Source organism: Rhodococcus sp. Z13 (assembly GCF_025837095.1).
Classification (GTDB): domain Bacteria; phylum Actinomycetota; class Actinomycetes; order Mycobacteriales; family Mycobacteriaceae; genus Rhodococcus; species Rhodococcus sacchari.
Genome location: NZ_CP107551.1, coordinates 2950469 through 2970860, shown reverse-complemented (window position 1 = coordinate 2970860; position 20392 = coordinate 2950469). Strand labels below are relative to the sequence as shown.

21 protein-coding genes, 2 tRNA genes and 1 other RNA gene are annotated in these 20392 nt (G+C 69.4%); 22 read left to right on the top strand and 2 right to left on the bottom strand.

All coding sequences use genetic code 11. From position 1 onward, the window contains the following. The first annotated feature begins 4 nt into the window (after positions 1–4). The 18 genes from OED52_RS13575 to OED52_RS13490 all read left to right on the top strand — a co-directional run bounded on the left by OED52_RS13575 (position 5) and on the right by OED52_RS13490 (position 13540). Positions 5–430 carry a hypothetical protein gene (locus OED52_RS13575; protein WP_264151389.1) on the top strand — a complete coding sequence of 142 codons (426 nt, stop codon included), beginning with the start codon at positions 5–7 and terminating at the stop codon, positions 428–430. Further along, positions 427–684 carry a DUF7240 domain-containing protein gene (locus OED52_RS13570; protein WP_264151388.1) on the top strand — a complete coding sequence of 86 codons (258 nt, stop codon included), beginning with the start codon at positions 427–429 and terminating at the stop codon, positions 682–684. The genes OED52_RS13575 and OED52_RS13570 overlap by 4 nt, the downstream gene beginning before the upstream one ends. Before the next feature lie 36 nt (positions 685–720). Further along, positions 721–1254, top strand: coding sequence for a murein hydrolase activator EnvC family protein (locus OED52_RS13565; RefSeq protein WP_264151387.1), 534 nt, complete (start codon positions 721–723; stop codon positions 1252–1254). Further along, positions 1251–2210 carry a glycoside hydrolase family 25 protein gene (locus OED52_RS13560; RefSeq protein ID WP_264151386.1) on the top strand — a complete coding sequence of 320 codons (960 nt, stop codon included), beginning with the start codon at positions 1251–1253 and terminating at the stop codon, positions 2208–2210. The genes OED52_RS13565 and OED52_RS13560 overlap by 4 nt, the downstream gene beginning before the upstream one ends. Next, a complete protein-coding gene (locus tag OED52_RS13555; RefSeq protein WP_264151385.1) occupies positions 2207–2536 on the top strand; it encodes a hypothetical protein in 330 nt (109 codons plus the stop codon). Before OED52_RS13560 ends, OED52_RS13555 begins: the two co-directional genes overlap by 4 nt. A 509-nt stretch (positions 2537–3045) precedes the next feature. Beyond that, the gene (ftsE, locus tag OED52_RS13550; RefSeq protein WP_264151384.1) at positions 3046–3735 is read left to right on the top strand and encodes a cell division ATP-binding protein FtsE; all 690 of its coding nucleotides are present in this window, start codon (positions 3046–3048) and stop codon (positions 3733–3735) included. A gap of 53 nt (positions 3736–3788) precedes the next feature. Next, positions 3789–4694, top strand: a complete 906-nt coding sequence (gene ftsX, locus OED52_RS13545; protein ID WP_264151383.1) for a permease-like cell division protein FtsX — start codon at positions 3789–3791, stop codon at positions 4692–4694. 69 nt (positions 4695–4763) lie between these two features. Then, on the top strand, positions 4764–5240 hold the full coding sequence (gene smpB, locus OED52_RS13540) for an SsrA-binding protein SmpB (protein ID WP_264151382.1): 477 nt from the start codon (positions 4764–4766) through the stop codon (positions 5238–5240). Further along, a complete protein-coding gene (locus OED52_RS13535; protein WP_264154706.1) occupies positions 5237–6094 on the top strand; it encodes a DMT family transporter in 858 nt (285 codons plus the stop codon). Before smpB ends, OED52_RS13535 begins: the two co-directional genes overlap by 4 nt. Before the next feature lie 146 nt (positions 6095–6240). Continuing rightward, the gene (locus OED52_RS13530) at positions 6241–6663 is read left to right on the top strand and encodes a TIGR03667 family PPOX class F420-dependent oxidoreductase (protein WP_264151381.1); all 423 of its coding nucleotides are present in this window, start codon (positions 6241–6243) and stop codon (positions 6661–6663) included. A 139-nt stretch (positions 6664–6802) separates the two neighbouring features. Beyond that, positions 6803–7174: a transfer-messenger RNA gene (ssrA, locus tag OED52_RS13525) on the top strand. Positions 7175–7581: 407 nt separating this feature from the next. Then, complete coding sequence (gene pgm / locus OED52_RS13520) at positions 7582–9210, top strand: phosphoglucomutase (alpha-D-glucose-1,6-bisphosphate-dependent) (protein WP_264151380.1); 1629 nt, start codon at positions 7582–7584, stop codon at positions 9208–9210. A gap of 73 nt (positions 9211–9283) precedes the next feature. Further along, positions 9284–10513 carry an MFS transporter gene (locus tag OED52_RS13515; protein WP_264154705.1) on the top strand — a complete coding sequence of 410 codons (1230 nt, stop codon included), beginning with the start codon at positions 9284–9286 and terminating at the stop codon, positions 10511–10513. Between the two features lie 14 nt (positions 10514–10527). Further along, a complete protein-coding gene (locus tag OED52_RS13510) occupies positions 10528–11019 on the top strand; it encodes a MauE/DoxX family redox-associated membrane protein (protein ID WP_264154704.1) in 492 nt (163 codons plus the stop codon). 37 nt (positions 11020–11056) lie between these two features. Next, on the top strand, positions 11057–11806 hold the full coding sequence (locus OED52_RS13505) for a DsbA family protein (RefSeq protein ID WP_264151379.1): 750 nt from the start codon (positions 11057–11059) through the stop codon (positions 11804–11806). A 132-nt stretch (positions 11807–11938) separates the two neighbouring features. Further along, positions 11939–12011: transfer RNA gene (locus tag OED52_RS13500), tRNA-Ala, on the top strand. Between the two features lie 75 nt (positions 12012–12086). Next, a tRNA-Ala gene (locus tag OED52_RS13495) sits at positions 12087–12159 on the top strand. Between the two features lie 106 nt (positions 12160–12265). Continuing rightward, positions 12266–13540 (top strand): LuxR C-terminal-related transcriptional regulator, encoded by a 1275-nt coding sequence (locus tag OED52_RS13490; RefSeq protein WP_264151378.1) that lies wholly within the window; start codon positions 12266–12268, stop codon positions 13538–13540. A gap of 33 nt (positions 13541–13573) precedes the next feature. Here OED52_RS13490 and OED52_RS13485 read toward each other — a convergent pair whose 3' ends face one another. Then, positions 13574–15337, bottom strand: a complete 1764-nt coding sequence (locus OED52_RS13485) for a cutinase family protein (protein ID WP_264151377.1) — start codon at positions 15335–15337, stop codon at positions 13574–13576. 264 nt (positions 15338–15601) lie between these two features. Between OED52_RS13485 and OED52_RS13480 the strand changes: the two genes are divergently transcribed. Genes OED52_RS13480 through OED52_RS13465 form a run of 4 tightly spaced genes read left to right on the top strand, consistent with a single transcriptional unit; the run spans position 15602 to position 18775 of the window. Then, positions 15602–16687: an S-(hydroxymethyl)mycothiol dehydrogenase gene (locus OED52_RS13480; protein ID WP_264151376.1), complete on the top strand. Its 1086-nt coding sequence runs from the start codon at positions 15602–15604 to the stop codon at positions 16685–16687. Next, the gene (locus tag OED52_RS13475; RefSeq protein ID WP_264151375.1) at positions 16684–17319 is read left to right on the top strand and encodes an MBL fold metallo-hydrolase; all 636 of its coding nucleotides are present in this window, start codon (positions 16684–16686) and stop codon (positions 17317–17319) included. Before OED52_RS13480 ends, OED52_RS13475 begins: the two co-directional genes overlap by 4 nt. Positions 17320–17378: 59 nt before the next feature. Beyond that, the gene (locus tag OED52_RS13470; RefSeq protein WP_264151374.1) at positions 17379–17735 is read left to right on the top strand and encodes a zinc ribbon domain-containing protein YjdM; all 357 of its coding nucleotides are present in this window, start codon (positions 17379–17381) and stop codon (positions 17733–17735) included. 17 nt (positions 17736–17752) lie between these two features. Then, entirely contained in the window at positions 17753–18775 is a 1023-nt protein-coding gene (locus OED52_RS13465; RefSeq protein ID WP_264151373.1) for a CobW family GTP-binding protein, read from the top strand. Positions 18776–18782: 7 nt separating this feature from the next. Here OED52_RS13465 and OED52_RS13460 read toward each other — a convergent pair whose 3' ends face one another. Continuing rightward, positions 18783–20252: a DEAD/DEAH box helicase gene (locus OED52_RS13460; RefSeq protein WP_264151372.1), complete on the bottom strand. Its 1470-nt coding sequence runs from the start codon at positions 20250–20252 to the stop codon at positions 18783–18785. Between the last annotated feature and the right edge of the window lie 140 nt (positions 20253–20392).

Below are 20392 nucleotides of genomic sequence, written 5' to 3'. Positions count from 1 at the left end.
GGGTATGGCCTCACGACCCGTACCTCCACCCCCTGCTGCGCCACCACCGCCGAGCATCGACTACGACCCGCCACCGGGGGACGATGACCTGTACTCGCAGATCGACGATCTCGAGGCCGGGGTCGATCGGTGGCACGAGATCACGGTGCAGGGGGTGACGGTGCGGGCCCGCAAACCGGGGCCGGCCGCGCTGAAGGCGTTGACGGCGGCGACGAACTCGAAGGCCACCGCCCAGTTCCGCAACGACATGACCACCGTGTTCGTGCAGGATCATCTCCATCCGGAGGACTGGGAACGTGTGCTTGTGGTGATGCTCGATCCTGCGTCCTCGTTCGATGTGCGGTCGCTGGGGGAGGTGATGAGGAGGATCGCGACCCTCGGCACCGCCCGCCCTACCGGGCCGTCGTCAGTCTCGCGCTGGCGGCGGTGACTCACTGGCGGACGGTGCGGGCGAAGCTGATCCTCACCGGCATACCGGATCCGCTGCGGCAGCTGCCGGATATGCACGCCGTGCTCGATGTGGTGGAGGCGGCGATCCTCGAGCCGATGGATCGGGCGGAGGCCGGGAAGTTCCGGTTCCAGCTGTATCGGCCGGACCCGTCGGAGAAGCCGAAGGGGTTCGACGAGGACGATCAGCTGGCGGCGTTCGCGGCGTTCGAGGCGGTCGCCGGGAACCTCAAATAGCAGGTCGGTGCACGCCAGACCCCTACCGTGACGGGCATGGCACCGAAGTACTGGCCTCTCGAACGGGGCCACATCGTCACCTCCCGGTTCGGGGACCGGTGGGGTGGCGTGCACTGGGGTGTCGACTTCGGACGTGAAGGTGGCTCCGCCGGCATGGCTGTGTACGCGGTGCAGGGCGGCACCGTCACCGCGGCAGGCCCGGCGTCGGGGTTCGGTCGCTGGGTGGTGGTCGATCATCCGGCCGCCGATGGTGGGGGCACCACCGTGTACGGGCATGTCGTGCCGGAGGTGCAGGTGGGGCAGCGGGTCGAGGCGGGGCAGCGGATCGCCCACATCGACCCGAGTTCAGCCACCAACGGTGGGGTCGCTCCGCATCTGCACCTCGAGTGGCATCGCTACGTGTGGTCGCCGCCCGGCCCGCATCGCTTGGATCCGTTGCCGCTGCTCGACGGTGCCCTCTACCCCGGCGAAGCTCCCAGCCCGGTACCGGCCGATCCGGGGCGGGGTGAGTATTCCGACTACGTGCGGGTCGGGTTCGCGCAGCTCGTCCCACCGAAGGGAACCCGATGACCCTCTACGGAATCGACATCAGCAACCACCAGGGTGCGTTCGACTTCGCGCAGGCCCGGCGTGAGGGGTTCGTGTTCGCCACCCACAAGGTCACCGAGGGCGACTACTACCGCGACCCCTACTGGCCTCGGGCCCGGGACCTCATGCGTGAGCACTTCCCGGGATTGTTCGGCGGCTACCACTTCGCTCGCAACAACATCGACGTGAACCGGCAGGCCGACGCGTTGCTCGCCCACCTCGGGGACACGTCGATCCCGATCCAGCTGGACTATGAGGACACCGGCACCCGTGGCTCGATCGACAACATGAAGGCGTTGATCCGGGCGATCGAAGAACGCGGCATGCGGGTGTTCGCCAACTACCTGCCGCGCTGGTACTGGACCGGCCACATGGGCGCCCCCCGCTTGGATGGGACGCCACCGATCTGGAACAGCCACTACGTCACCGGCACCGGATACGCCTCCGTGCTGTATCCGGGGGATGGTTTCGCGGGGTGGGCCGAGTTCCACACCGGGGCCCCACCGGTGGAGATCCTGCAGTTCTCCGAGCAGGGCCAGGTGGCCGGGCAGAAGGTCGACGTCAACGCCTACCGCGGTACCGAGCAGCAACTCCGCGCGCTGTTCTCCGGTAGCGCAACCGAACCCGAGGAGGGAATCGTGGGAGACATCGTCGAGGAGGGCGCCGGCCAGCTGCATCCGCACGTGGAGCGGCTGCGGCGGATCAACCGGCCGCAGAACGTGAACCCGTCCACCCGCACCCCGGACGAGCCGTGGCCCTACGACATGTGGGCAGACGTATGGAACGAGACGGTGTGGGACGGCTACGACATCCGCGACGAATACGCAGACGTCCCGGACGAGGTCGGCCGGTCCCTGGTGGGGCTGGTGCAGACCATCGCGGCCCGGCAGCGGCGCATCGAAGCGAAACTCGATCGACTCCTCGAGGGGGGCAAGTGAAGCACATCGTGACGTACTGGGACGCCATCCGGCAGGCCCTCTACAGTCTGTTCGCGCTCGCCTGCGCGGTCGCGGTCGGCGCCAAGCTGTTCACCGAATCCGAAGCGGCGCAGTACCTCAGCTACGCCGCCATGATCCTGTCCGCCATCGGTAACGTTCTTGCGAGTTTCTATGTCGGCAGGACGTCGCCGGTGCAGGAGCAGCGGATCGAGCAGGCAGTGCAGATCGGCATCGAGAAGGCGGCGCAGCCCCAGGCGGGAGAAGTGGCACCGGCGCCGGCGGCTGTGGAGGAGACGGCGGGGTACGTGGATCCGTTCATCAGGTAGTGACCCGGGATTCCCCACTCGTCACCACAGGTTTTTCCGCAGCTCCGAGTCGGAAGGTGGCATGCACCACATTCCGTGAATCGTCATTTTCGGTGTTGTGAACGGCGCGATCATCGGAACCGGAACTGCTGTGAGTGGATCATCGGGGACGGCGACCTGCACGGCGACAGGCGTGTCGGTCTCCGATGGTGACGAGTTCACCGTGGAAGCGCAGGACACGAACGCCATCTTCAAGGGAACGATCTCTGCTGGTGCGACGACCTACCTCCGCGTCACCAACCCCTGACATGAATGCGCCCCATCCTCATCCGTGAGGGTGGGGCGCATTCGTCGTTTCAGGGAGAGCTTCGGATGTACCGGATACGTACCGCAAATGCGCGACACTCTCACTCCCTAAGGTTTCGCACATTGCCCCACCGACATTCTCCGAGGTAAACTCCGGCAAATGGCAAGTAGGGCACTTGTCACCAGCCTGCCTTTCCGGGCGATGAAACGGCTAGCATGGCCACGTGATCCGGCTGGAGAATGTGTCCAAGTCCTACAAGACGTCCACGCGACCCGCGCTCGACGGGGTGTCCGTCAACGTCGAGAAGGGGGAGTTCGTCTTCCTCATCGGGCCGTCCGGATCCGGCAAGTCCACCTTCCTGCGCCTGCTGCTGCGCGAGGAGCGCCCCACCAGCGGCGACATCCACGTGGCCGACTTCCACGTCAACAAGCTGCCGGCCCGCCGCGTCCCGAAACTGCGGCAGAACCTCGGTTGCGTCTTCCAGGACTTCCGGTTGCTGCAGCGCAAGACCGTTGCCGAGAACGTCTCGTTCGCCCTCGAGGTGATCGGCAAGCCGCGTTCGGTGATCGACCGCACCGTCCCGGAGGTCCTCGACCTGGTGGGCCTGTCCGGCAAGGCCGACCGCCTGCCCGCCGAACTGTCCGGTGGCGAGCAGCAGCGCGTCGCGATCGCCCGCGCGTTCGTCAACCGTCCGCTGGTGCTCATGGCCGACGAGCCGACCGGCAACCTCGACCCGGAGACCAGCGGCGACATCATGCTGCTGCTCGAACGCATCAACCGCACGGGCACGACGGTGATCATGGCCACCCACGACCACCACATCGTCGACTCCATGCGGCGACGGGTCGTCGAACTCGACCTCGGCCGCGTCGTGCGCGACGAGTCGCGCGGGGTCTACGGCGTAGGCCGCTAGCCGGCCCCCGAAGTCCCGAGCATCCACCCGGAAACCGAAGGATCCCCCACCCGATGCGTGCCAGTTTCCTGTTCAGCGAGGTCACCACCGGCCTGCGCCGCAATCTCACCATGACCGTCGCGATGATCCTCACCACGGCGATCTCCCTCGGCCTGTTCGGGGCGGGCCTGCTCGTGGTGCAGATGGCGGGCAAGACGGAACGGATCTTCCTCGACCGCGTCGAGGTCCAGGTCTTCCTCACCGAGGACATCTCCTCCTCCGACCCCGAGTGCGAGCAGGACATCTGCGCGTCCCTGCGCTCGGACCTGGAGAACACCGACGACGTGGTGTCGGTGCAGTACCTCAGCCGCGACGACGCGGTCGCCGACGCCACCGACCGGGTCTTCGCCGACCAGCCGGAACTCGCCGAACTCGTCAGCCCCGACAGCTTCCCGGCGTCGTTCAAGGTCAAGATGTCGGATCCGGACCGCTTCGCGCTGATCCAGGACGACTTCGGTACCCGCCCCGGCGTCGACAGCGTCCTCAACCAGCAGGACCTCGTCGAGCGCCTGTTCGGGGTGCTCGGCGGCATCCGCAACGGGGCCTTCGCCATCGCCACGATCCAGGCGATCGCGGCGGTGCTGCTCATCGCCAACATGGTGCAGATCGCGGCGTTCACCCGCCGCACCGAGGTCGGCATCATGCGGCTCGTCGGCGCGAGCCGCTGGTACACCCAGCTGCCCTTCCTCCTCGAGGCGGTCGTCGCCGCGATCGTCGGTGCCGCCCTGGCCATCGCGGGCCTGTTCGTCGCCAAGAGCATGTTCGTCGACGACATGCTCACCGAGGTCTACGACGCGAACATCGTCGCCCGCATCACCGACAGCGACATCCTGCTGGTCGCGCCGTTCCTCGTGCTCGTCGGTGTCGGCATGGCCGCGCTCACCTCGTATGCGACCCTGCGCCTGTACGTGCGCGAATAAGGAGTTGTGCGAGGTTCCTATGCTGGACGATGTTCTGTTCGATCGATCGTGGACCGGAAAGGCCTGCACGTGAAGGAAAAGGGCCGGAAGGTCATCGCCACCAACCGGAAGGCGCGCCACAACTACACCATCCTCGACACCTACGAGGCCGGTATCGCCCTCGTCGGCACCGAGGTCAAGAGCCTGCGTGAAGGCAAGGCCTCGCTGGTCGACGCGTTCGCGACCGTCGACGACGGCGAGGTGTGGCTGCGCGGTCTGCACATCCCCGAATACGGGCACGGCACGTGGACCAACCACGCGCCGCGCCGCACCCGCAAGCTGCTGCTGCACCGGCGGGAGATCGACGCGCTCGTCGGCAAGACCCGCGAGGGCAACCAGACCCTCGTGCCGCTGTCGATGTACTTCTCCGACGGCAAGGTCAAGGTCGAGCTCGCGCTCGCCAAGGGCAAGCAGGACTACGACAAGCGTCAGGACATCGCCCGCCGCACCGCCGAGCGCGAGGTGACCCGCGAGCTCGGCCGTCGAGTCAAGGGCATGCGCCGCTGATCGCCTTCGCCCTCGCACTGCTCGCCGCCGTCGCCTACGGGCTCAGTGACTTCGCCGGCGGCGCCACCTCACGCCGGACGAGTGCGCTCGGTGTGGTCGTGGTGACCTACCCGATCTCGCTCGTCGTGGCGCTGGCCGCCGCACCGCTCTTCGGCGGGGAGCTCACCGGCGGATCACTGGCCTGGGGCGCTGCCGCCGGGGTGGCCGGGGGAGTGGCCATCTGGTGGTTCTACCTCGCGCTCGCGCAGGGACCGATGTCGGTGGTCTCCCCGATCACCGCCGTGCTCGTCGCCGGCATCCCGGTGGGCGTCGGGTTCGCACTCGGGGAACGACCCGGCCCGCTCGCCTACGTCGGGATCCTCATCGCGGTGCTGGCGGTGGGGCTGGTCAGCCGCGAGTCCGACGAGACGGTCACCGGTGCGGACCATCCACGGTTCACGTCACGGGTCGCCTGGCTGACCGCAGGCTCGGGCGTCGCCTTCGCCCTGTCGTTCATCGCGCTCGGCCAGGTCGAGTCCGGCACCGGCCTGTGGCCTCTCGTCGCGTCGCGGGTCACGGCAACCCTCGTGGTGTGGGCGGTCGCCGCCGCCTCCTGGCGCCACGTGGTGTGGCCGACCCGTTCCCTGGCACCGATGCTGCTCGTGATCGGGGTCGTCGACGTGGTCGCCAACGGCGCGTTGCTCATGGCCTACCAGCACGGGATGCTGTCGCTGGTGAGTGTGGTCGCGGCGCTGTACCCGGCCGTGACCGTGCTGCTCGCGATGGTCGTGCTGGGGGAGCGGGCGAGCCGCACCCGGGTGCTCGGCATGCTCGCCGCCCTCGCCGCGGTCGCGCTCATCAGCATCGCCGGCTGATCCTCGGGCGGAGGCGCCGGACTGCGAGGATCGAGTCCGCGGGGGACGGGCCTGCGGGGGGGGGGATGAACCGCCGGGGCCGGGACGTTGGACCACCTGCGGTACCAGCATCTCCAAGAGGAAATCTCCGAGAGGAAACCGACGCCATGTCCGAGATCTCCGCACCCACCCTCACTCTGCCCGAGCCCGTCCGGAAGCGGCTCGAGGACGAGTCGACCATCTGGTTGACCACCGTCGACGGCAAGGGCGGTCCCGTCCCCACCCCCGTCTGGTTCCTGTGGTCCGACGGCACGTTCCTGATCTTCTCCCGGCCGGGCACCGCGAAACTCGCCAACATCGCCGTGCGGCCCCGGGTCGCGCTCAACTTCGACGGCGACGGCTTCGGCGGCAACATCGCGGTGTTCACCGGGACGGCCGTGGCCGGCACGCCGGTCACCGACGACGAATGGGAGCGCTATGTGCGCAAGTACGAGGAGGGGATGCGGACGCTCGAATACGGTCCGGACAGCTTCCGCGCCGACTACTCGGTGCCCGTCCGCGTGACCCCGCAGCGCTTCCGGGGCTGGTGAGCAGCCGTGCTTCTGGGCTGGTGAGCAGCCGGGTGACCAGGTTCACGGATCCGGGACGGACCGACGCCCGCAAATGGGAATGACATCGGGGCGTCGTGTCGTTAAAGTAGGTAGTCCTGCGAAGGTCGCAGGTACGTACGGGGCTGAACGGTTTCGACTGCGTACGTTGAGCAAGGGGAAGCGTGTCGGTGCAGGCAAGAGACCACCGTAAGCGTCGCTGCAACCAATTAAGCGCCGAGTCTACTCAGCGCGAGTACGCCCTCGCTGCCTGATCAGCGAGCGCGTCTCTGTCAGCCCGGGTTCGCTCTCGGCCCGGTGTCTGGCATCGACTAGAGAGCTCTACCGTCCGGCTCGGTCGCGGAGTCGTACGGGACAACAAACAGCGACTGGGATCGTCATCCCGTCTTGTTCGCGTGAACGGGAGATCCGAGTAGAGGCGTAGCGAACTGCACACGGAGAAGCCCTCGCGAGGCGGCGGAGGACCCGGGTTCGATTCCCGGCAGCTCCACCGAGACCCCGGAGGCCCGGACCGAGAGGTCCAGGCCCCCGGGGTCTTCTCATTCCGGGACACGTCGGCGTGACGGTACGGGATCCGCCGACAGGAAAGCCCGCCGACCGAGCTGAAGGGGTGTGAGCGTCTCGGCGCGACGGGCGCGTCCGCGGCACCCACCCGTCCACCGGGTGTGCGTGGTGGGCACCGCGGAACGAAACGGACGCATCCTCCTCCCCGGACATGCGTCGTTCCGGTCGTCGAATATAGCGGACCGACCGGGCGGCGGAAAACAATACTCGCAGGTCAGAGTCCTTGTGCCCTAGCCGACGGCATCCTTCGGAGGAGACCGCCGCCTCCCGCGTCCACCGCGCGCCCAGGCACCGCGCCGGGCAAGATGGGACACACACCGTCGACGAGGAGGGCACATGGCGCACGAACGAGCGGGGCAGCCGGCCGAGGCCGCGGACCTGGAGGACCTCGCCCATCTGGTCACCGCCTACTACACCGTGCAGCCCGACCCCGGGAACCCGCTCCAGCAGGTGGTCTTCGGGACCTCCGGGCACCGCGGCTCGAGTCTCGACGGCGCCTTCAACGAGGCCCACATTCTCGCCACCGCCCAGGCCATCGTCGAGTACCGCGCCGCGCAGGGCACCACGGGCCCGCTGTTCCTCGGCCGCGACACGCACGCCCTGTCCGAGCCGGCCTGGGTGAGCGCCCTCGAGGTGCTCGTGGCGAACGACGTCGAGGTCGTCGTCGACTCCCGCGACCGCTACACCCCGACCCCCGCCGTCAGCCACGCCATCCTGCGGCACAACGCCGGGCGGGGCGCCCGGGCCGACGGCATCGTCGTGACGCCCTCGCACAACCCGCCGCGCGACGGTGGTTTCAAGTACAACCCGCCCTCGGGCGGTCCGGCCGACACCGACGCGACCTCCGTCATCGCCGCCCGCGCCAACGAACTGCTCGCCGCCGGCCTCACCGGGGTGAAGCGGGTGCCCCTGTCCACGGCCCTGGCCGCCGCGGGCCGGCACGACTTCCTCGGCGCCTACATCGACGACCTGCCGAACATCGTCGACCTCGACGTCGTCCGCGCCGCGGGGGTGCGGATCGGCGCCGACCCGATGGGCGGGGCGAGCGTCGACTACTGGGGTGAGATCGCCGACCGGCACGACCTGGACCTGACGGTGGTCAACCCGCTGGTCGACGCGACCTGGCGGTTCATGACCCTCGACACCGACGGGAAGATCCGCATGGACTGCTCGTCGCCCAATGCCATGGCCTCGCTGATCCGCAACCGGGAGGCCTACGACCTTGCGACCGGCAACGACGCCGACGCCGACCGGCACGGCATCGTCACCCCCGACGCCGGTCTGCTCAACCCCAACCACTATCTCGCCGTCGCCATCGACTACCTGTTCCGTAACCGGCCCGGCTGGGCGGCGTCGAGCAAGGTCGGCAAGACCCTGGTGAGTTCGTCGATGATCGACCGGGTCGCCGCCGGTCTCGGCCGCGACCTGCTCGAGGTGCCCGTCGGCTTCAAGTGGTTCGTGCCGGGCCTGAGCGACGGCTCGCTGGGCTTCGGGGGTGAGGAGAGCGCCGGTGCCTCCTTCCTCCGCCGCGACGGCTCGGTGTGGACCACCGACAAGGACGGCATCGTCCTCGCGCTGCTCGCCGCGGAGATCACGGCGGTGACGCAGAAGAGCCCGTCCCGCTACTACGCCGAACTCGTCGATCGCTACGGCGACCCGGCCTACGCCCGCGTCGACGCCCCCGCCACCCGCGAGCAGAAGGCCGTCCTGGCGAAACTGTCGCCGGAGCAGGTGACGGCCACCGAACTCGCGGGCGAGCCGATCACCGCGGCCCTCACCTCCGCGCCGGGCAACGGCGCGGCCGTCGGCGGGCTCAAGGTCACCACCGAGAACGCGTGGTTCGCGGCCCGCCCGTCGGGCACCGAGGACGTCTACAAGATCTACGCCGAGTCGTTCCGCGGTCCCGAGCACCTCGCCGAGGTGCAGGACGCCGCGCGGGAACTGGTGTCCTCGGTCCTGTCCTGAGGTCCTGTCCTGAGGTCCGCACCTCCCGGCGGGACCGGGAAAAGTCGTGCGCATGGCTAACATCGTGGGCATCATGCGCACACGTGAGGCGGCCCTGCCGCGGGAGATCTGGGTTCTGGTCGTCGCGAGTTTCGTCATCGCACTCGGCTTCGGGCTCGTCGCCCCCGCCCTGCCGCAGTTCGCGCGCAGCTTCGACGTCGGGGTCACCGCCGCGACCGTCGTCGTGTCGTCCTTCGCGGCGATGCGCCTGCTGTTCGCCCCGGCGAGCGGCAGCCTCGTCCAGCGACTGGGGGAGCGGCCCGTCTACATCACGGGCCTGCTCATCGTCGCGATGTCGACCGGGGCGTGCGCCTTCGCCGCGACCTACTGGCAGCTGCTCGTCTTCCGTGCGCTCGGCGGCATCGGCTCGACGATGTTCACCGTCTCCGCGCTCGGTCTGCTCGTGCGCATCGCCCCGCCGAACGCCCGCGGCCGCGTCTCGGGCCTGTACGCCACGAGCTTCCTCATGGGCAACATCCTCGGGCCGCTCGTCGGTGGCGCCCTCATCGGCCTGGGGCTGCGCGCTCCCTTCCTCATCTACGCGGTGGCGTTGCTCGTCGCCGCCTCGGTGGTGGGATTCAGCCTGCGGTCCTCGCACCTCGCGCAGCCCGACAGCGGCGACGGTGTGCCCGTCATGCGGCTGCGTGACGCCCTGCGTTTCCCGGTCTACCGGGCGGCGCTCGGCTCCAACTTCGCCAACGGCTGGGTGGTGTTCGGGGTGCGGGTCGCGATGGTGCCGCTGTTCGTCGCCGAGGCCCTGCAGGAGGGGGAGGCCTTCGCCGGTGTCGCGCTCACCGCGTTCGCGGTCGGCAACGCGCTGGTGCTGATCAAGTCCGGCAAGTGGTCGGACCGCTTCGGGCGCCGCCCGTTCGTGCTCGCCGGGCTGACGGTGTGCGGGGTGAGCACCATCCTGCTCGGTTTCACCGAGAGCATCCCGTGGTTCCTCGCCGTCTCCGTCGTCGCGGGGATGGGCTCGGGTCTGGCGAACCCGTCGCAGCAGGCCGCGGTCGCCGACGTCGTCGGCAGCAAGGCCCGCGGCGGACCGGTCCTCGCCGCCTTCCAGATGACCTCCGACATCGGGGCGGTGATCGGCCCGATCGTCGCCGGTTTCCTCGCCGACCGGACGTCGTACTCGGTGGCCTTCGCGGTGACGGGCGCGATCATGCTCGCCGCCACCCTGCCGTGGTTCCTCGCCGGCCGGGTCCGAGCCCCGCAGTCCGCGACGGCGGTGACGGACGACGCATCCCGGGGAACCGGTGGGTGAGTAGTCTCGGCGGCATGTGGGTCCGCCTCGTCTCCTTGCTCGCCCGATTCGGTCTCGCCGCGGTCTGGCTGATCTCGGGATGGAGCAAGTTCTCCGACCCCTCGCAGACCGTCGTGGCGGTCCGGGCCTACCAGCTCCTTCCCGTCGACCTGGTGCGGCCGTTCGCGGCGGTGTTCCCCGTCGCCGAACTGGTCCTCGGTCTGCTGCTGCTCGTCGGACTGGCGGTCCGGCCCGCGGCGATCGCCGGGGCGCTCGTGCTGGTCGGGCTCATCGCCGCGATCGCCTCGGCGTGGGCGCGGGGTCTGTCGATCGACTGCGGCTGCTTCGGGGGAGGTGGGGTCGCCGAGGGCGTGGACGGATGGGACTACGCCCTCGAGATCGCCCGCGATCTCGGGTTCCTGGCGCTGGGCGTGTGGCTCGCGGTGTTCCCGCGGTCCCCCTTCGCCCTGGGACCCGGCTCCCGGGCGCCTCTCTCAGCTACTGCTCAGCCGTCGGTGGCAGAGTGACCACCGGATATCTCTCCACGAGAAAAGGGCAGTATTCGTGAGCGCGAAGAAGGTCAGACCGGTCAGGTACTCGCCGGAACCGACGTCGAACAAGTTCACCTACATCCTCGGCGGCATCGCGATCGTGGTGATCGCGGTACTCGTCGTCGGGGGTGTGATGTGGTCGTCGCGGAGCAGCGACGCCCGCAACGACGGATACGGATCCGTGCAGAACGCCGCGGTGCAGGTCACCCTGGAGGACGACGGCGCGATCCTCGTCGGTCTGCCGGACGCGGCCACCACCGTCGACCTGTTCGAGGATCCCATGTGCCCGTACTGCGCCGAACTCGAGCACAAGCACGGTCAGGAGATCGCCCAGGCCGTCGACGACGGCAAGCTGGCCGTGCGGTACCGGATGCTGGCCTTCCTCGACCGCATGTCGAGCAGCGGCACCTACTCGACCCGTGCGGTGGCGGCCTCGCAGTGCGTCGCCGAGAGCGGCGACGCCGTGGTGTTCTCCGCCTTCCACGGCGCCATGATGTCGCCGGACAACCAGCCGGCCGAGGGCGGCAAGAGCGACATCGACAACGCCGGTCTCGCGCAGATGGCCCGTGACGCCGGGGCCTCCGACGAGGTCGCGCAGTGCATCGCCGACGGTGCCCGCGTCGAGCAGGCCGCGGCCGACGCCGAGGCCGGACGGCAGCTGCTCGCCACCACCGGTGCCGCCGGCACCCCCGCCGTCGTCCACGAGGGTGTCGTCGTAGACGCGCTCGGCAACGGCGACTGGCTGGTCGAACTCGTCGGCTAGACGGCCCGCGGTGGGGGCGGACCGCCCGCTCTCACCGCTCTGACCAGCCGATTTGTTGGCGCCGAGCGCCATGGTGTAGTTTTCTTTCAGCGCGAAGGGGACAACCGGAGCGCGACGGTGACAACCGCATACGGGGCTATGGCGCAGCTGGTAGCGCACCACACTGGCAGTGTGGGGGTCAGGGGTTCGAGTCCCCTTAGCTCCACAAGATCGCTACAGGCGAGAGTTTCCGCTCTCGCCTGTAGTCTTCGGTGGCGGTCCTCGCGAAGGATCCGTCCGAGGGGCTATGGCGCAGCTGGTAGCGCACCACACTGGCAGTGTGGGGGTCAGGGGTTCGAGTCCCCTTAGCTCCACCCACGGAATTCGTTTCCACACTTGCGGTTCCATCTCCCGCACCGATCACGGTGCCCCTCCTCCACCCGATGGGGTGGATCGTTCCCACACCGATATCGTGGGTCCGTGAGTACCGCAGTCCGAGCCGACGCCCTGATCACCGACCTGCGCGACGTGCTGACCGGACCGCTCGCGGAGATCGCCCGAAGGTTCTCGGCCTACATCGCCGACCTCGCCCCGCACAGCGCCCTGGTGATCTTCACGCGTGAGTGCACCGGCCGGCCCCGCAAGGTGGCGGGTGATCCCGCCGTCGTCGACCGCGTGACCATCGCCGAACTCGACCGGGTGCGGACCGAGCTCACCGCCGGGGAGATCCGCCGCGAGACCTTCCGCATCGCCGGCCGCGACCGCGAGGTGTGCGTGATGCTCGACCGCACCGACACGCTCCTGCTGATGATTCCGCGCGGCACCCGACCGCCCTCCGCCGCACTCGATCTGGTGCGGGCCGCGTTCGCCGTCGTCGCCACCGGCATCCAGCTGCAGGTGCACAGCGCCAGCCCCGCTTACCTCGCGGAGTCCCGTGCCGCCTCGGCGGAGCGGGCCCGCACGGTCGCCGAACTCACCGAGGCGCACGCGGTGACGCTCGAGACGATCCTCGCCACCCTGCGGTCGAAGGACCTCGACGACCGGCGGGCCCGCATCACGGCCCGCGAGACGGCCACCGAGGCCCTCATCGGGCTGCGCTCGGCCGTGGATCTGCACCGCGAGCTCGCCGAGGAGGCCCTGACCACCGCCTTCGCGCGGCTGCACGGGGAACTGCGCGATCTGCTGCGGCACCGTTCCGTGGAACTGCAGATGGTCGCCCCGCCTGTCGGGGGCCGCGGGCTGCCCGGCGAGGTCGCGCACGCGGCACGCGCGGTGGTGCGCGGGGCGGTGCTGGCGATGTCGGGCCAGCCGGACGTGACGCGCATCCGCGTCGCCTGGAACTGCGACGACTCCACGCTGCTCGCCGACGTGCGCGACGACGGGGGCGGGGACATCGACGTCGCCGCCCTGGAACGCCAGCTACGCGATCGCGTCGAGACCCTCGGAGGCGGAATCGAATCGGAGGCCACCCCGGGCTGGGGCACCCGCGTGTCGGTGACCTTTCCGCTGGACCTGCTGCCGGTGTCGGCGGACGGCCCGGCCCTCGATGCCCTCGCCGCCCTCGGGCCGCGCGAGATCGAGGTGCTCGAACATCTCGTGGCGGGTCGCCGCAACCGGGCGATCGCCGAGCGCCTCGGCGTGAGCGAATCGACCGTGAAGTTCCACGTCGCGAGCGTATTGAGAAAACTCGGCGTCAGTACTCGCGGCGAGGCCGCGGCGCTCGGTGCGGAGGCCGGGATCAGAGCCGCGAGCTGACGCCGAGTTCTCGGGTGCTCGAACCGGCGGAGGTCAGGCCGCCGGGGTCGACGTGGGGACCGGGGTCGTCGAAGTGACCGGGGTGCCGGTCGGGGTCGAACCGGTGGTGGTCGCCCCTTCCGTGCCGGCTGTGTCGGTGGTGCCGTCCCCGGTGGTCGGGGTGGTGGACTCCGTCTGCGGCGGTTCGGCGCTCGTCTCGGCGTCGACCGGGGTCGTCGGGGTCACCTCGGGGGCGGTGCCGGTGACCTCCGGCGCCGCGGCCTGCTCGCCCCCGGCCGGGACGGCCGGATCGACGACGGGGGCCTGCGGCGTGCCCTCATCGGTCGTGGTGCCGACCGCTGCCGCCGGAGCGTCCTCGTCGGTGTCGGGCTCGAGCAGTTCGGGATGCGCGAGGATCGCGAGTACCGCGGCCTTGTCGGCGTCCTTGGGCGTGACCTGCTTGCCCTCCTTGGCCTGCTGCGCGAGGTGCACGAGCCACGCCGCGGCGTAGTCGACGGTCGAGGTGCCGCCCTCGGGGCGGTCCCAGTAGTCGAAGTGGTGACCGTAGTGGTCGTCGAGTTCGGCGTTGTAGCCGAAGGTCTGGTCGTAGGGATCGCTCAGGACCACCGCGAGGGTGTTCTGATTGCTGCGGATGAAGCCGACGATCTCCTTGACGATCTTGTCCGGCAGGTACGCGAGGTTGGCGAGGCGATCCGACGGGATCGGCGTCGCGGTGCCGTCCTCGACGTCGACCTCGATCTCGTCGGCGACGGGCGTGGCGGGACGCGCCGTGGCGGGGTCGTAGTTCGGGTCGGAGACCTTGATGAGCACCTCGAGGAAGGTCTCGTCGGAGCGCATCCAGTCGGGATCTGCCGAGATGTGGTCGAGGGCCAGCAGGGCGACGCGCCCGACGACCTGGGCGAGGTCGGCGCCGGTCGCCGGCGTCAGGCCCTCCCGCTCGAGGGCGTCGGCGTTGATCTGGCGGCCCACGTTCGCGAGAAGCTCGATGAGCGCGATGTTCTCGGGTGCCGAGCAGGTGAAGTCGCCCTCGGAGCAGAACGACGCGACCCGACCCGCGAGCTTGCCGAAGTCCCCGCTGGTGTTCGGGAGTACACCGCGGCCGGGGGAGACACCGTTGCCGGGCTCGTACGGACGGTCGAAACCGTCGGGGTTGTTCGGGTTCTGGGCGCCCGGGAAGAAGCCTTCGCCTTCGCGGCGGCCGGCGTCGGAGAGGATCACGACACCGCGGACGGACTCGGGATCGACCAGGGGCCAGGTCTCGTCGTCACCGGCCTCCTGGGCGCCGATCTGCATGGCCGCGCGGCGGGCGACGTCGGCGCCCTGGCTGTAGCCGACGATGGCGAACTGCGTGTCGGGGCAGGACTTCTTGATGGCCTGCATCACTGCGATGGTGTTCGCGGCACCGGTGTTCACCGCGGCCTCGTAGCTGGCCAGGTCCGCGGGGTACTCGATGTAGATCGCGGCGTACCGGTCGCCGTAGCCCTCCAGCGGTGCATTGATCACCGGGTCGACCCAGTGGCTCGAATAGGCGCCCTGCTGCGCGGCGGGCAGCACGTTGCCCTTCTCGTCGACGAGCATCTTCGACTGGTCGCGGGGGATGTCGTTGCGGCCGCCGATCCCGAGACTGACGAGATCGTGGCACTCGGCGGTCGACGCCATGCCGGCCAGCGCGGGATCGGCGACGGTGGGAGATTTCTGCTGTGGCAGGAGGATTGCGGCGGCGGCCGCCACTCCCAGCGCGGTCGGAGCGAGAACTCCGGCGAGGATACGTCGCGACGTCGACATTCGAAGTGCCATGAAAGTGATACCAATCCGTTTCTCGGCGTGCGAGCCGTGTGCTGCAGGCGTGCCGGCGGGTCACCACGAGTGTCGTCCGGGCGGGTGACGGCGTTACACCGTCACCGTTTCGCAGCCTTCGTTCCCGGACCTGTCCGGCCTGTCCGTTCGGGCGGGCCGACCCCGTCGTTCGATCAGGCGCGCACGGGCCCGAAGGTGGATAGGGTCGGAGTCACCGTCAGGAACCGGCCCGTTGCGGCCGGTCGGATCACGAATGGAGACACCATGTCGCAAACCGTCCGCGGAGTCGTCGCTCGGTCGAAGGGAGCGCCCGTCGAGGTCGTTCCGATCGTGATCCCCGATCCCGGTCCGGGCGAGGTCGTCGTCGCGATCGCCGCGTGCGGTGTGTGCCACACCGACCTGCACTACCGCGAGGGCGGCATCAACGACGAGTTCCCCTTCCTGCTCGGCCACGAGGCCGCCGGTGTCGTCGAATCCGTCGGCGAGGGTGTCGATTCCGTCGCCGTCGGTGACTTCGTCGTGCTGAACTGGCGCGCGGTGTGCGGCCAGTGCCGCGCCTGCAAGCGCGGTCAGCCGCAGTACTGCTTCTCGACCTTCAACGCCACCCAGAAGATGACCCTAGAGGACGGCACCGAGCTCACCCCGGCCCTGGGCATCGGCGCGTTCGCCGACAAGACCCTCGTGCACGCCGGACAGTGCACCAAGGTCGACCCGAGCGCCGACCCGGCCGTCGTCGGCCTGCTCGGCTGCGGTGTCATGGCCGGCCTCGGTGCCGCCGTCAACACCGGCGGGGTCACCCGCGGCCAGTCCGTCGCCGTGATCGGCTGCGGCGGTGTCGGCGACGCCGCCATCATGGGCGCCCGCCTGGCCGGTGCCGGCACGATCATCGCCGTCGACCGCGACGACAAGAAGCTCGAATGGGCCACCGATCTCGGCGCCACCCACACCATCAACTCCACCTCGGTCGACGCCGTCGAGGCCATCAAGGAACTGACGAACGGCTTCGGAGCCGACGTCGTCATCGACGCCGTGGGCCGCCCGGAGACCTGGAAGCAGGCCTTCTACGCCCGCGACCTGGCCGGCACCGTCGTGCTCGTGGGTGTGCCCACCCCGGACATGACCCTCGAGATGCCGCTGATCGACTTCTTCTCGCACGGCGGCTCGCTCAAGTCCTCCTGGTACGGCGACTGCCTGCCCGAGCGCGACTTCCCGACCTACGTCGACCTGTACCAGCAGGGCCGGTTGCCGCTCGAGAAGTTCGTCACCGAGCGCATCGGCATCGAGGACGTCGAGAAGGCCTTCGAGACCATGCACCGCGGTGAGGTGCTGCGTTCGGTGGTGGTCCTGTGAGCACCTCGCCGATCCGCGTCGACCGGGTCGTCACCTCGGGCACCTTCGCGCTCGACGGCGGCGAATGGGAGGTCGACAACAACATCTGGCTCGTCGGCGACGACTCCGAGGTGGTCATGATCGACGCCGCGCACACCGCGCAGCCGATCATCGACGCGGTCGGTGGACGCAAGGTCGTGGCGATCGTGTGCACCCACGCGCACAACGACCACATCACCGTCGCCCCCGAGCTCGCCGAGAAGCTCGACGCGCCGATCCTGCTCAACCCCGCCGACGACGTGCTGTGGGAGATGACCCATCCGGGTGTCGCGCACGGCTCGCTCGAGGACGGCCAGCGGATCCGTGTCGCCGGCACCGACATCCAGGCGATCGCCACGCCGGGACACTCGCCCGGCTCGACCTGCCTGTACCTGCCGGAGGCGGGGGAGCTGTTCACCGGCGACACCCTGTTCTCCGGTGGACCGGGCGCCACGGGCCGCTCGTTCTCGGACTTCCCGACCATCATCGGGTCGATCCGCGACAAGCTGTTCGCTCTCCCGGCCGAGACCCTCGTGCACACCGGGCACGGTGACGGCACCACCATCGGCACCGAGTCACCGCACCTCGAGGAGTGGATCAAGCGCGGCAGCTGACGCCGCACCGATGCGTCTCCCGGGCTGCTCCGGCGGCCCGGGAGACGCATCCCCGTATGATGCCCGTCGTGGAAGAGAAGCTGCCTCCCTGCCCCGAGTGTTCCAGCACGTACACCTACGAGCTGGGCTCGCTGCTCGTGTGCCCCGAGTGTGCCTACGAATGGGAGCCGGCGGCAGCGGCTGCCGACGAGACCGACGGCGTGATCCGCGATGCGGTCGGCAACGTCCTGTCCGACGGCGACACTGTCACCGTCGTCAAGACACTCAAGGTCAAGGGCAGCGCCACCGGCATCAAGGCGGGTACCAAGGTCCGCAACATCCGGCTCGTCGACGGCGTCGACGGACACGACATCGACTGCAAGATCGACGGGTTCGGGCCCATGCAACTCAAGTCGAGCGTCGTCCGGAAGGCCTGAGGAGGGCTGCAGCGGTCATGGCGAAGACGAGGATCCCCGTCATCGTGGTCGCCGGATTCCTCGGCTCGGGGAAGACGACCCTGCTCAACCATCTCCTGCGCAACACCCGCGGCGCCCGGATCGGCGTGATCGTCAACGACTTCGGGTCGGTGAACATCGACGCGATGATGGTCGCCGGGCAGGTCGACTCGATGATGTCGCTGAGCAACGGCTGCCTGTGCTGCGCCGTCGACGTCAGCGACATGGACGCGATGCTCGACAAACTCGCCCACCGCTCCTCGGATCTCGACGTGATCGTCGTCGAGGCCAGCGGACTGGCCGAACCCCGCAACATGATCCGGCTCGTCGTCGGATCGGAGAACGAGTTCGTCACCTACGGCGGCCTCGTGCTCGTCGTCGACGCGGTCGAGTTCGACGCGACCTGCGAGCGGCATCCCGAACTCGAACAACACGTCGCGCTCGCGGATCTGGTGCTGCTCAACAAGGTCGACCGGATCGACAGTGATACCCACGACGAGCTGCTGAGCCGGCTGTGCCGGCTCAACTCCCGCGCCGCGGTGGTTTCGACCGAACACGCCCGCATCGACCCGGCGTTGCTGTTCGACATCCCGGAGCGGCCGGGACCGCAACCCGGTGAACAGCTCACCCTCGACCAGTTGCTCTACGAGCACGACGAGGACGACCACACCCATCTGCACGACGGATACGACGCGATCACCTTCGAGACGACCGACGCACTGCACCCCCGGGCGCTGGTCGACTTCCTCGAGAACCAGCCTCCGGGGGTGTTCCGCATCAAGGGATACGTGCGGGTCGCGGCGGGCCTACGGACGAGCACCTATCTGGTACACACCGTCGGCGATCACATCCGGTTCGACCCGGCGGGCCGGGCCGACGCGGCGTCCGACGGCACCCGGCTCGTGGTGATCGGCGCCGATCTCGACACCGACGACGTGCGCGACCGGCTGGGCCGGTGTGTGGCGACCGAACCGGTGTCCGGCGACGCGATGTACGCCATCCACCGGTTCACGCCGCGCTGACGGGCCGTCAGCGCGCGGCGGACGTCCGGCCCTGCGACCGGCGGTGCCCTCCTGCGGCTGCACCACTGCGTCCACCTGCGGCTGCACCGCTGCGTCCACCCGTGGTTGCACCACTGCGTCCACCTGCTGCTGCCGAACGCTGACCCGAACCGCCCCGGCGACCGGATCCGTTGCCGCGACGTTCACCACTACCCTGGCGCGGTGCGCCACTCGTACCCTGGCGCGGTGCGCCACCGGAGCGGCGGCGTCCGCCGTCGCGCTGCGGGCGGGAGGACGCGTTCGAGGTGGTCTGCTTCGGGGTCGGCGTCACGAGCGGCGCGATCTCGCCGACGAGATTCAGCACGTGCTCCGAGTCGGCCGTCACCTTCATCGGGGTGACGTCGATGGCGGCCTTGCGCATGATCGTCGCGAGATCCTTGCGCTGGTCCGGGAGAACGATGGTGACGACGTCACCGGCGCTGCCGGCGCGGGCCGTACGACCCGAACGGTGCAGGTACGCCTTGTGTTCCGCGGGCGGATCGACGTGCACGACGAGTTCGACGTCGTCGACGTGCACACCGCGGGCCGCGACGTCGGTCGCGACGAGCACCCGCGCCTCACCGGAGGAGAAGGCCGCGAGGTTCCGGTCGCGGGCGTTCTGCGACAGGTTGCCGTGCAGATCCACCGCGGGGATCCCGGACTCGGTGAGCTGCTTGGCGAGCTTGCGGGCCTGATGCTTGGTGCGCATGAACAGGATCCGGCGGCCGGTACCCGAGGCGAGCGTGCGCACCAGTTCCTTCTTGGCCTCCACACCGGGCACGTCGAAGACGTGGTGGGTCATCGCGGCCACCGGCGAGTGCGCCTCGTCCACCGAGTGCAGCACCGGGTCGTTCAGGAAGCGCGTGACGAGCTTGTCCACACCGCGATCGAGTGTGGCCGAGAACAGAAGGCGCTGACCGTCTTTCGGGGTGGCGGCGAGGATTCGGGTGACGCCGGGCAGGAAGCCGAGATCGGCCATGTGGTCGGCCTCGTCGAGCACGGTGATCTCGATGTCGTCGAGGCTCACGAACTTCTGCCGCATGAGGTCCTCGAGCCGGCCGGGGCAGGCGATGACGATGTCGACACCGCGACGCAGCGCCTCGACCTGACGGTTCTGCGAGACACCACCGAAGATCGTCGTCACCCGCAGGCCGGAGGCGTGCGCCAACGGCTCGACGGTCGCGGCGATCTGGGTCGCGAGTTCACGGGTGGGGGCCAGGACGAGTCCGCGCGGACGGCCCGCGGCCCGGGTGGCGGCACCGCGGAGCCGCGCGGTCAGCGGGATCGAGAACGCCAGCGTCTTACCGCTGCCGGTCCGCCCCCGGCCGAGCACGTCGCGGCCTGCGAGGGTGTCGGGGAGGGTGTCGACCTGGATGGGGAAGGGGCTGGTGATGCCTGCGTCGCCCAGTGCGGCGACGAGCGGGCGGGGTACCCCGAGGTCGGAGAAGGATGTGGTCATGGAACAGCGCTGCCTTTCGATGCGGCGTGTGTGCACTCGACGGGAAGGGTCCCGATGGTGCTGTGCGATCGCCGCAAGGAAGGCCGGTGCACGAATGCGTGCGGGCCGGGCACGATCCCGGGCCGCCGGTATCCCACGAC

What these genes read in the sequence shown, in the direction of transcription:
- OED52_RS13575 (WP_264151389.1), top strand. Translation starts at nt 5, where the DNA reads ATGGCCTCACGACCCGTACCTCCACCCCCTGCTGCGCCACCACCGCCG.
- OED52_RS13565 (WP_264151387.1), top strand. Translation starts at nt 721, where the DNA reads ATGGCACCGAAGTACTGGCCTCTCGAACGGGGCCACATCGTCACCTCC.
- OED52_RS13560 (WP_264151386.1), top strand. Translation starts at nt 1,251, where the DNA reads ATGACCCTCTACGGAATCGACATCAGCAACCACCAGGGTGCGTTCGAC.
- ftsX (WP_264151383.1), top strand. Translation starts at nt 3,789, where the DNA reads ATGCGTGCCAGTTTCCTGTTCAGCGAGGTCACCACCGGCCTGCGCCGC.
- OED52_RS13530 (WP_264151381.1), top strand. Translation starts at nt 6,241, where the DNA reads ATGTCCGAGATCTCCGCACCCACCCTCACTCTGCCCGAGCCCGTCCGG.
- pgm (WP_264151380.1), top strand. Translation starts at nt 7,582, where the DNA reads ATGGCGCACGAACGAGCGGGGCAGCCGGCCGAGGCCGCGGACCTGGAG.
- OED52_RS13515 (WP_264154705.1), top strand. Translation starts at nt 9,284, where the DNA reads ATGCGCACACGTGAGGCGGCCCTGCCGCGGGAGATCTGGGTTCTGGTC.
- OED52_RS13510 (WP_264154704.1), top strand. Translation starts at nt 10,528, where the DNA reads ATGTGGGTCCGCCTCGTCTCCTTGCTCGCCCGATTCGGTCTCGCCGCG.
- OED52_RS13485 (WP_264151377.1), bottom strand. Translation starts at nt 15,337, where the DNA reads ATGGCACTTCGAATGTCGACGTCGCGACGTATCCTCGCCGGAGTTCTC.
- OED52_RS13480 (WP_264151376.1), top strand. Translation starts at nt 15,602, where the DNA reads ATGTCGCAAACCGTCCGCGGAGTCGTCGCTCGGTCGAAGGGAGCGCCC.
- OED52_RS13470 (WP_264151374.1), top strand. Translation starts at nt 17,379, where the DNA reads ATGCCCGTCGTGGAAGAGAAGCTGCCTCCCTGCCCCGAGTGTTCCAGC.
- OED52_RS13465 (WP_264151373.1), top strand. Translation starts at nt 17,753, where the DNA reads ATGGCGAAGACGAGGATCCCCGTCATCGTGGTCGCCGGATTCCTCGGC.
- OED52_RS13460 (WP_264151372.1), bottom strand. Translation starts at nt 20,252, where the DNA reads ATGACCACATCCTTCTCCGACCTCGGGGTACCCCGCCCGCTCGTCGCC.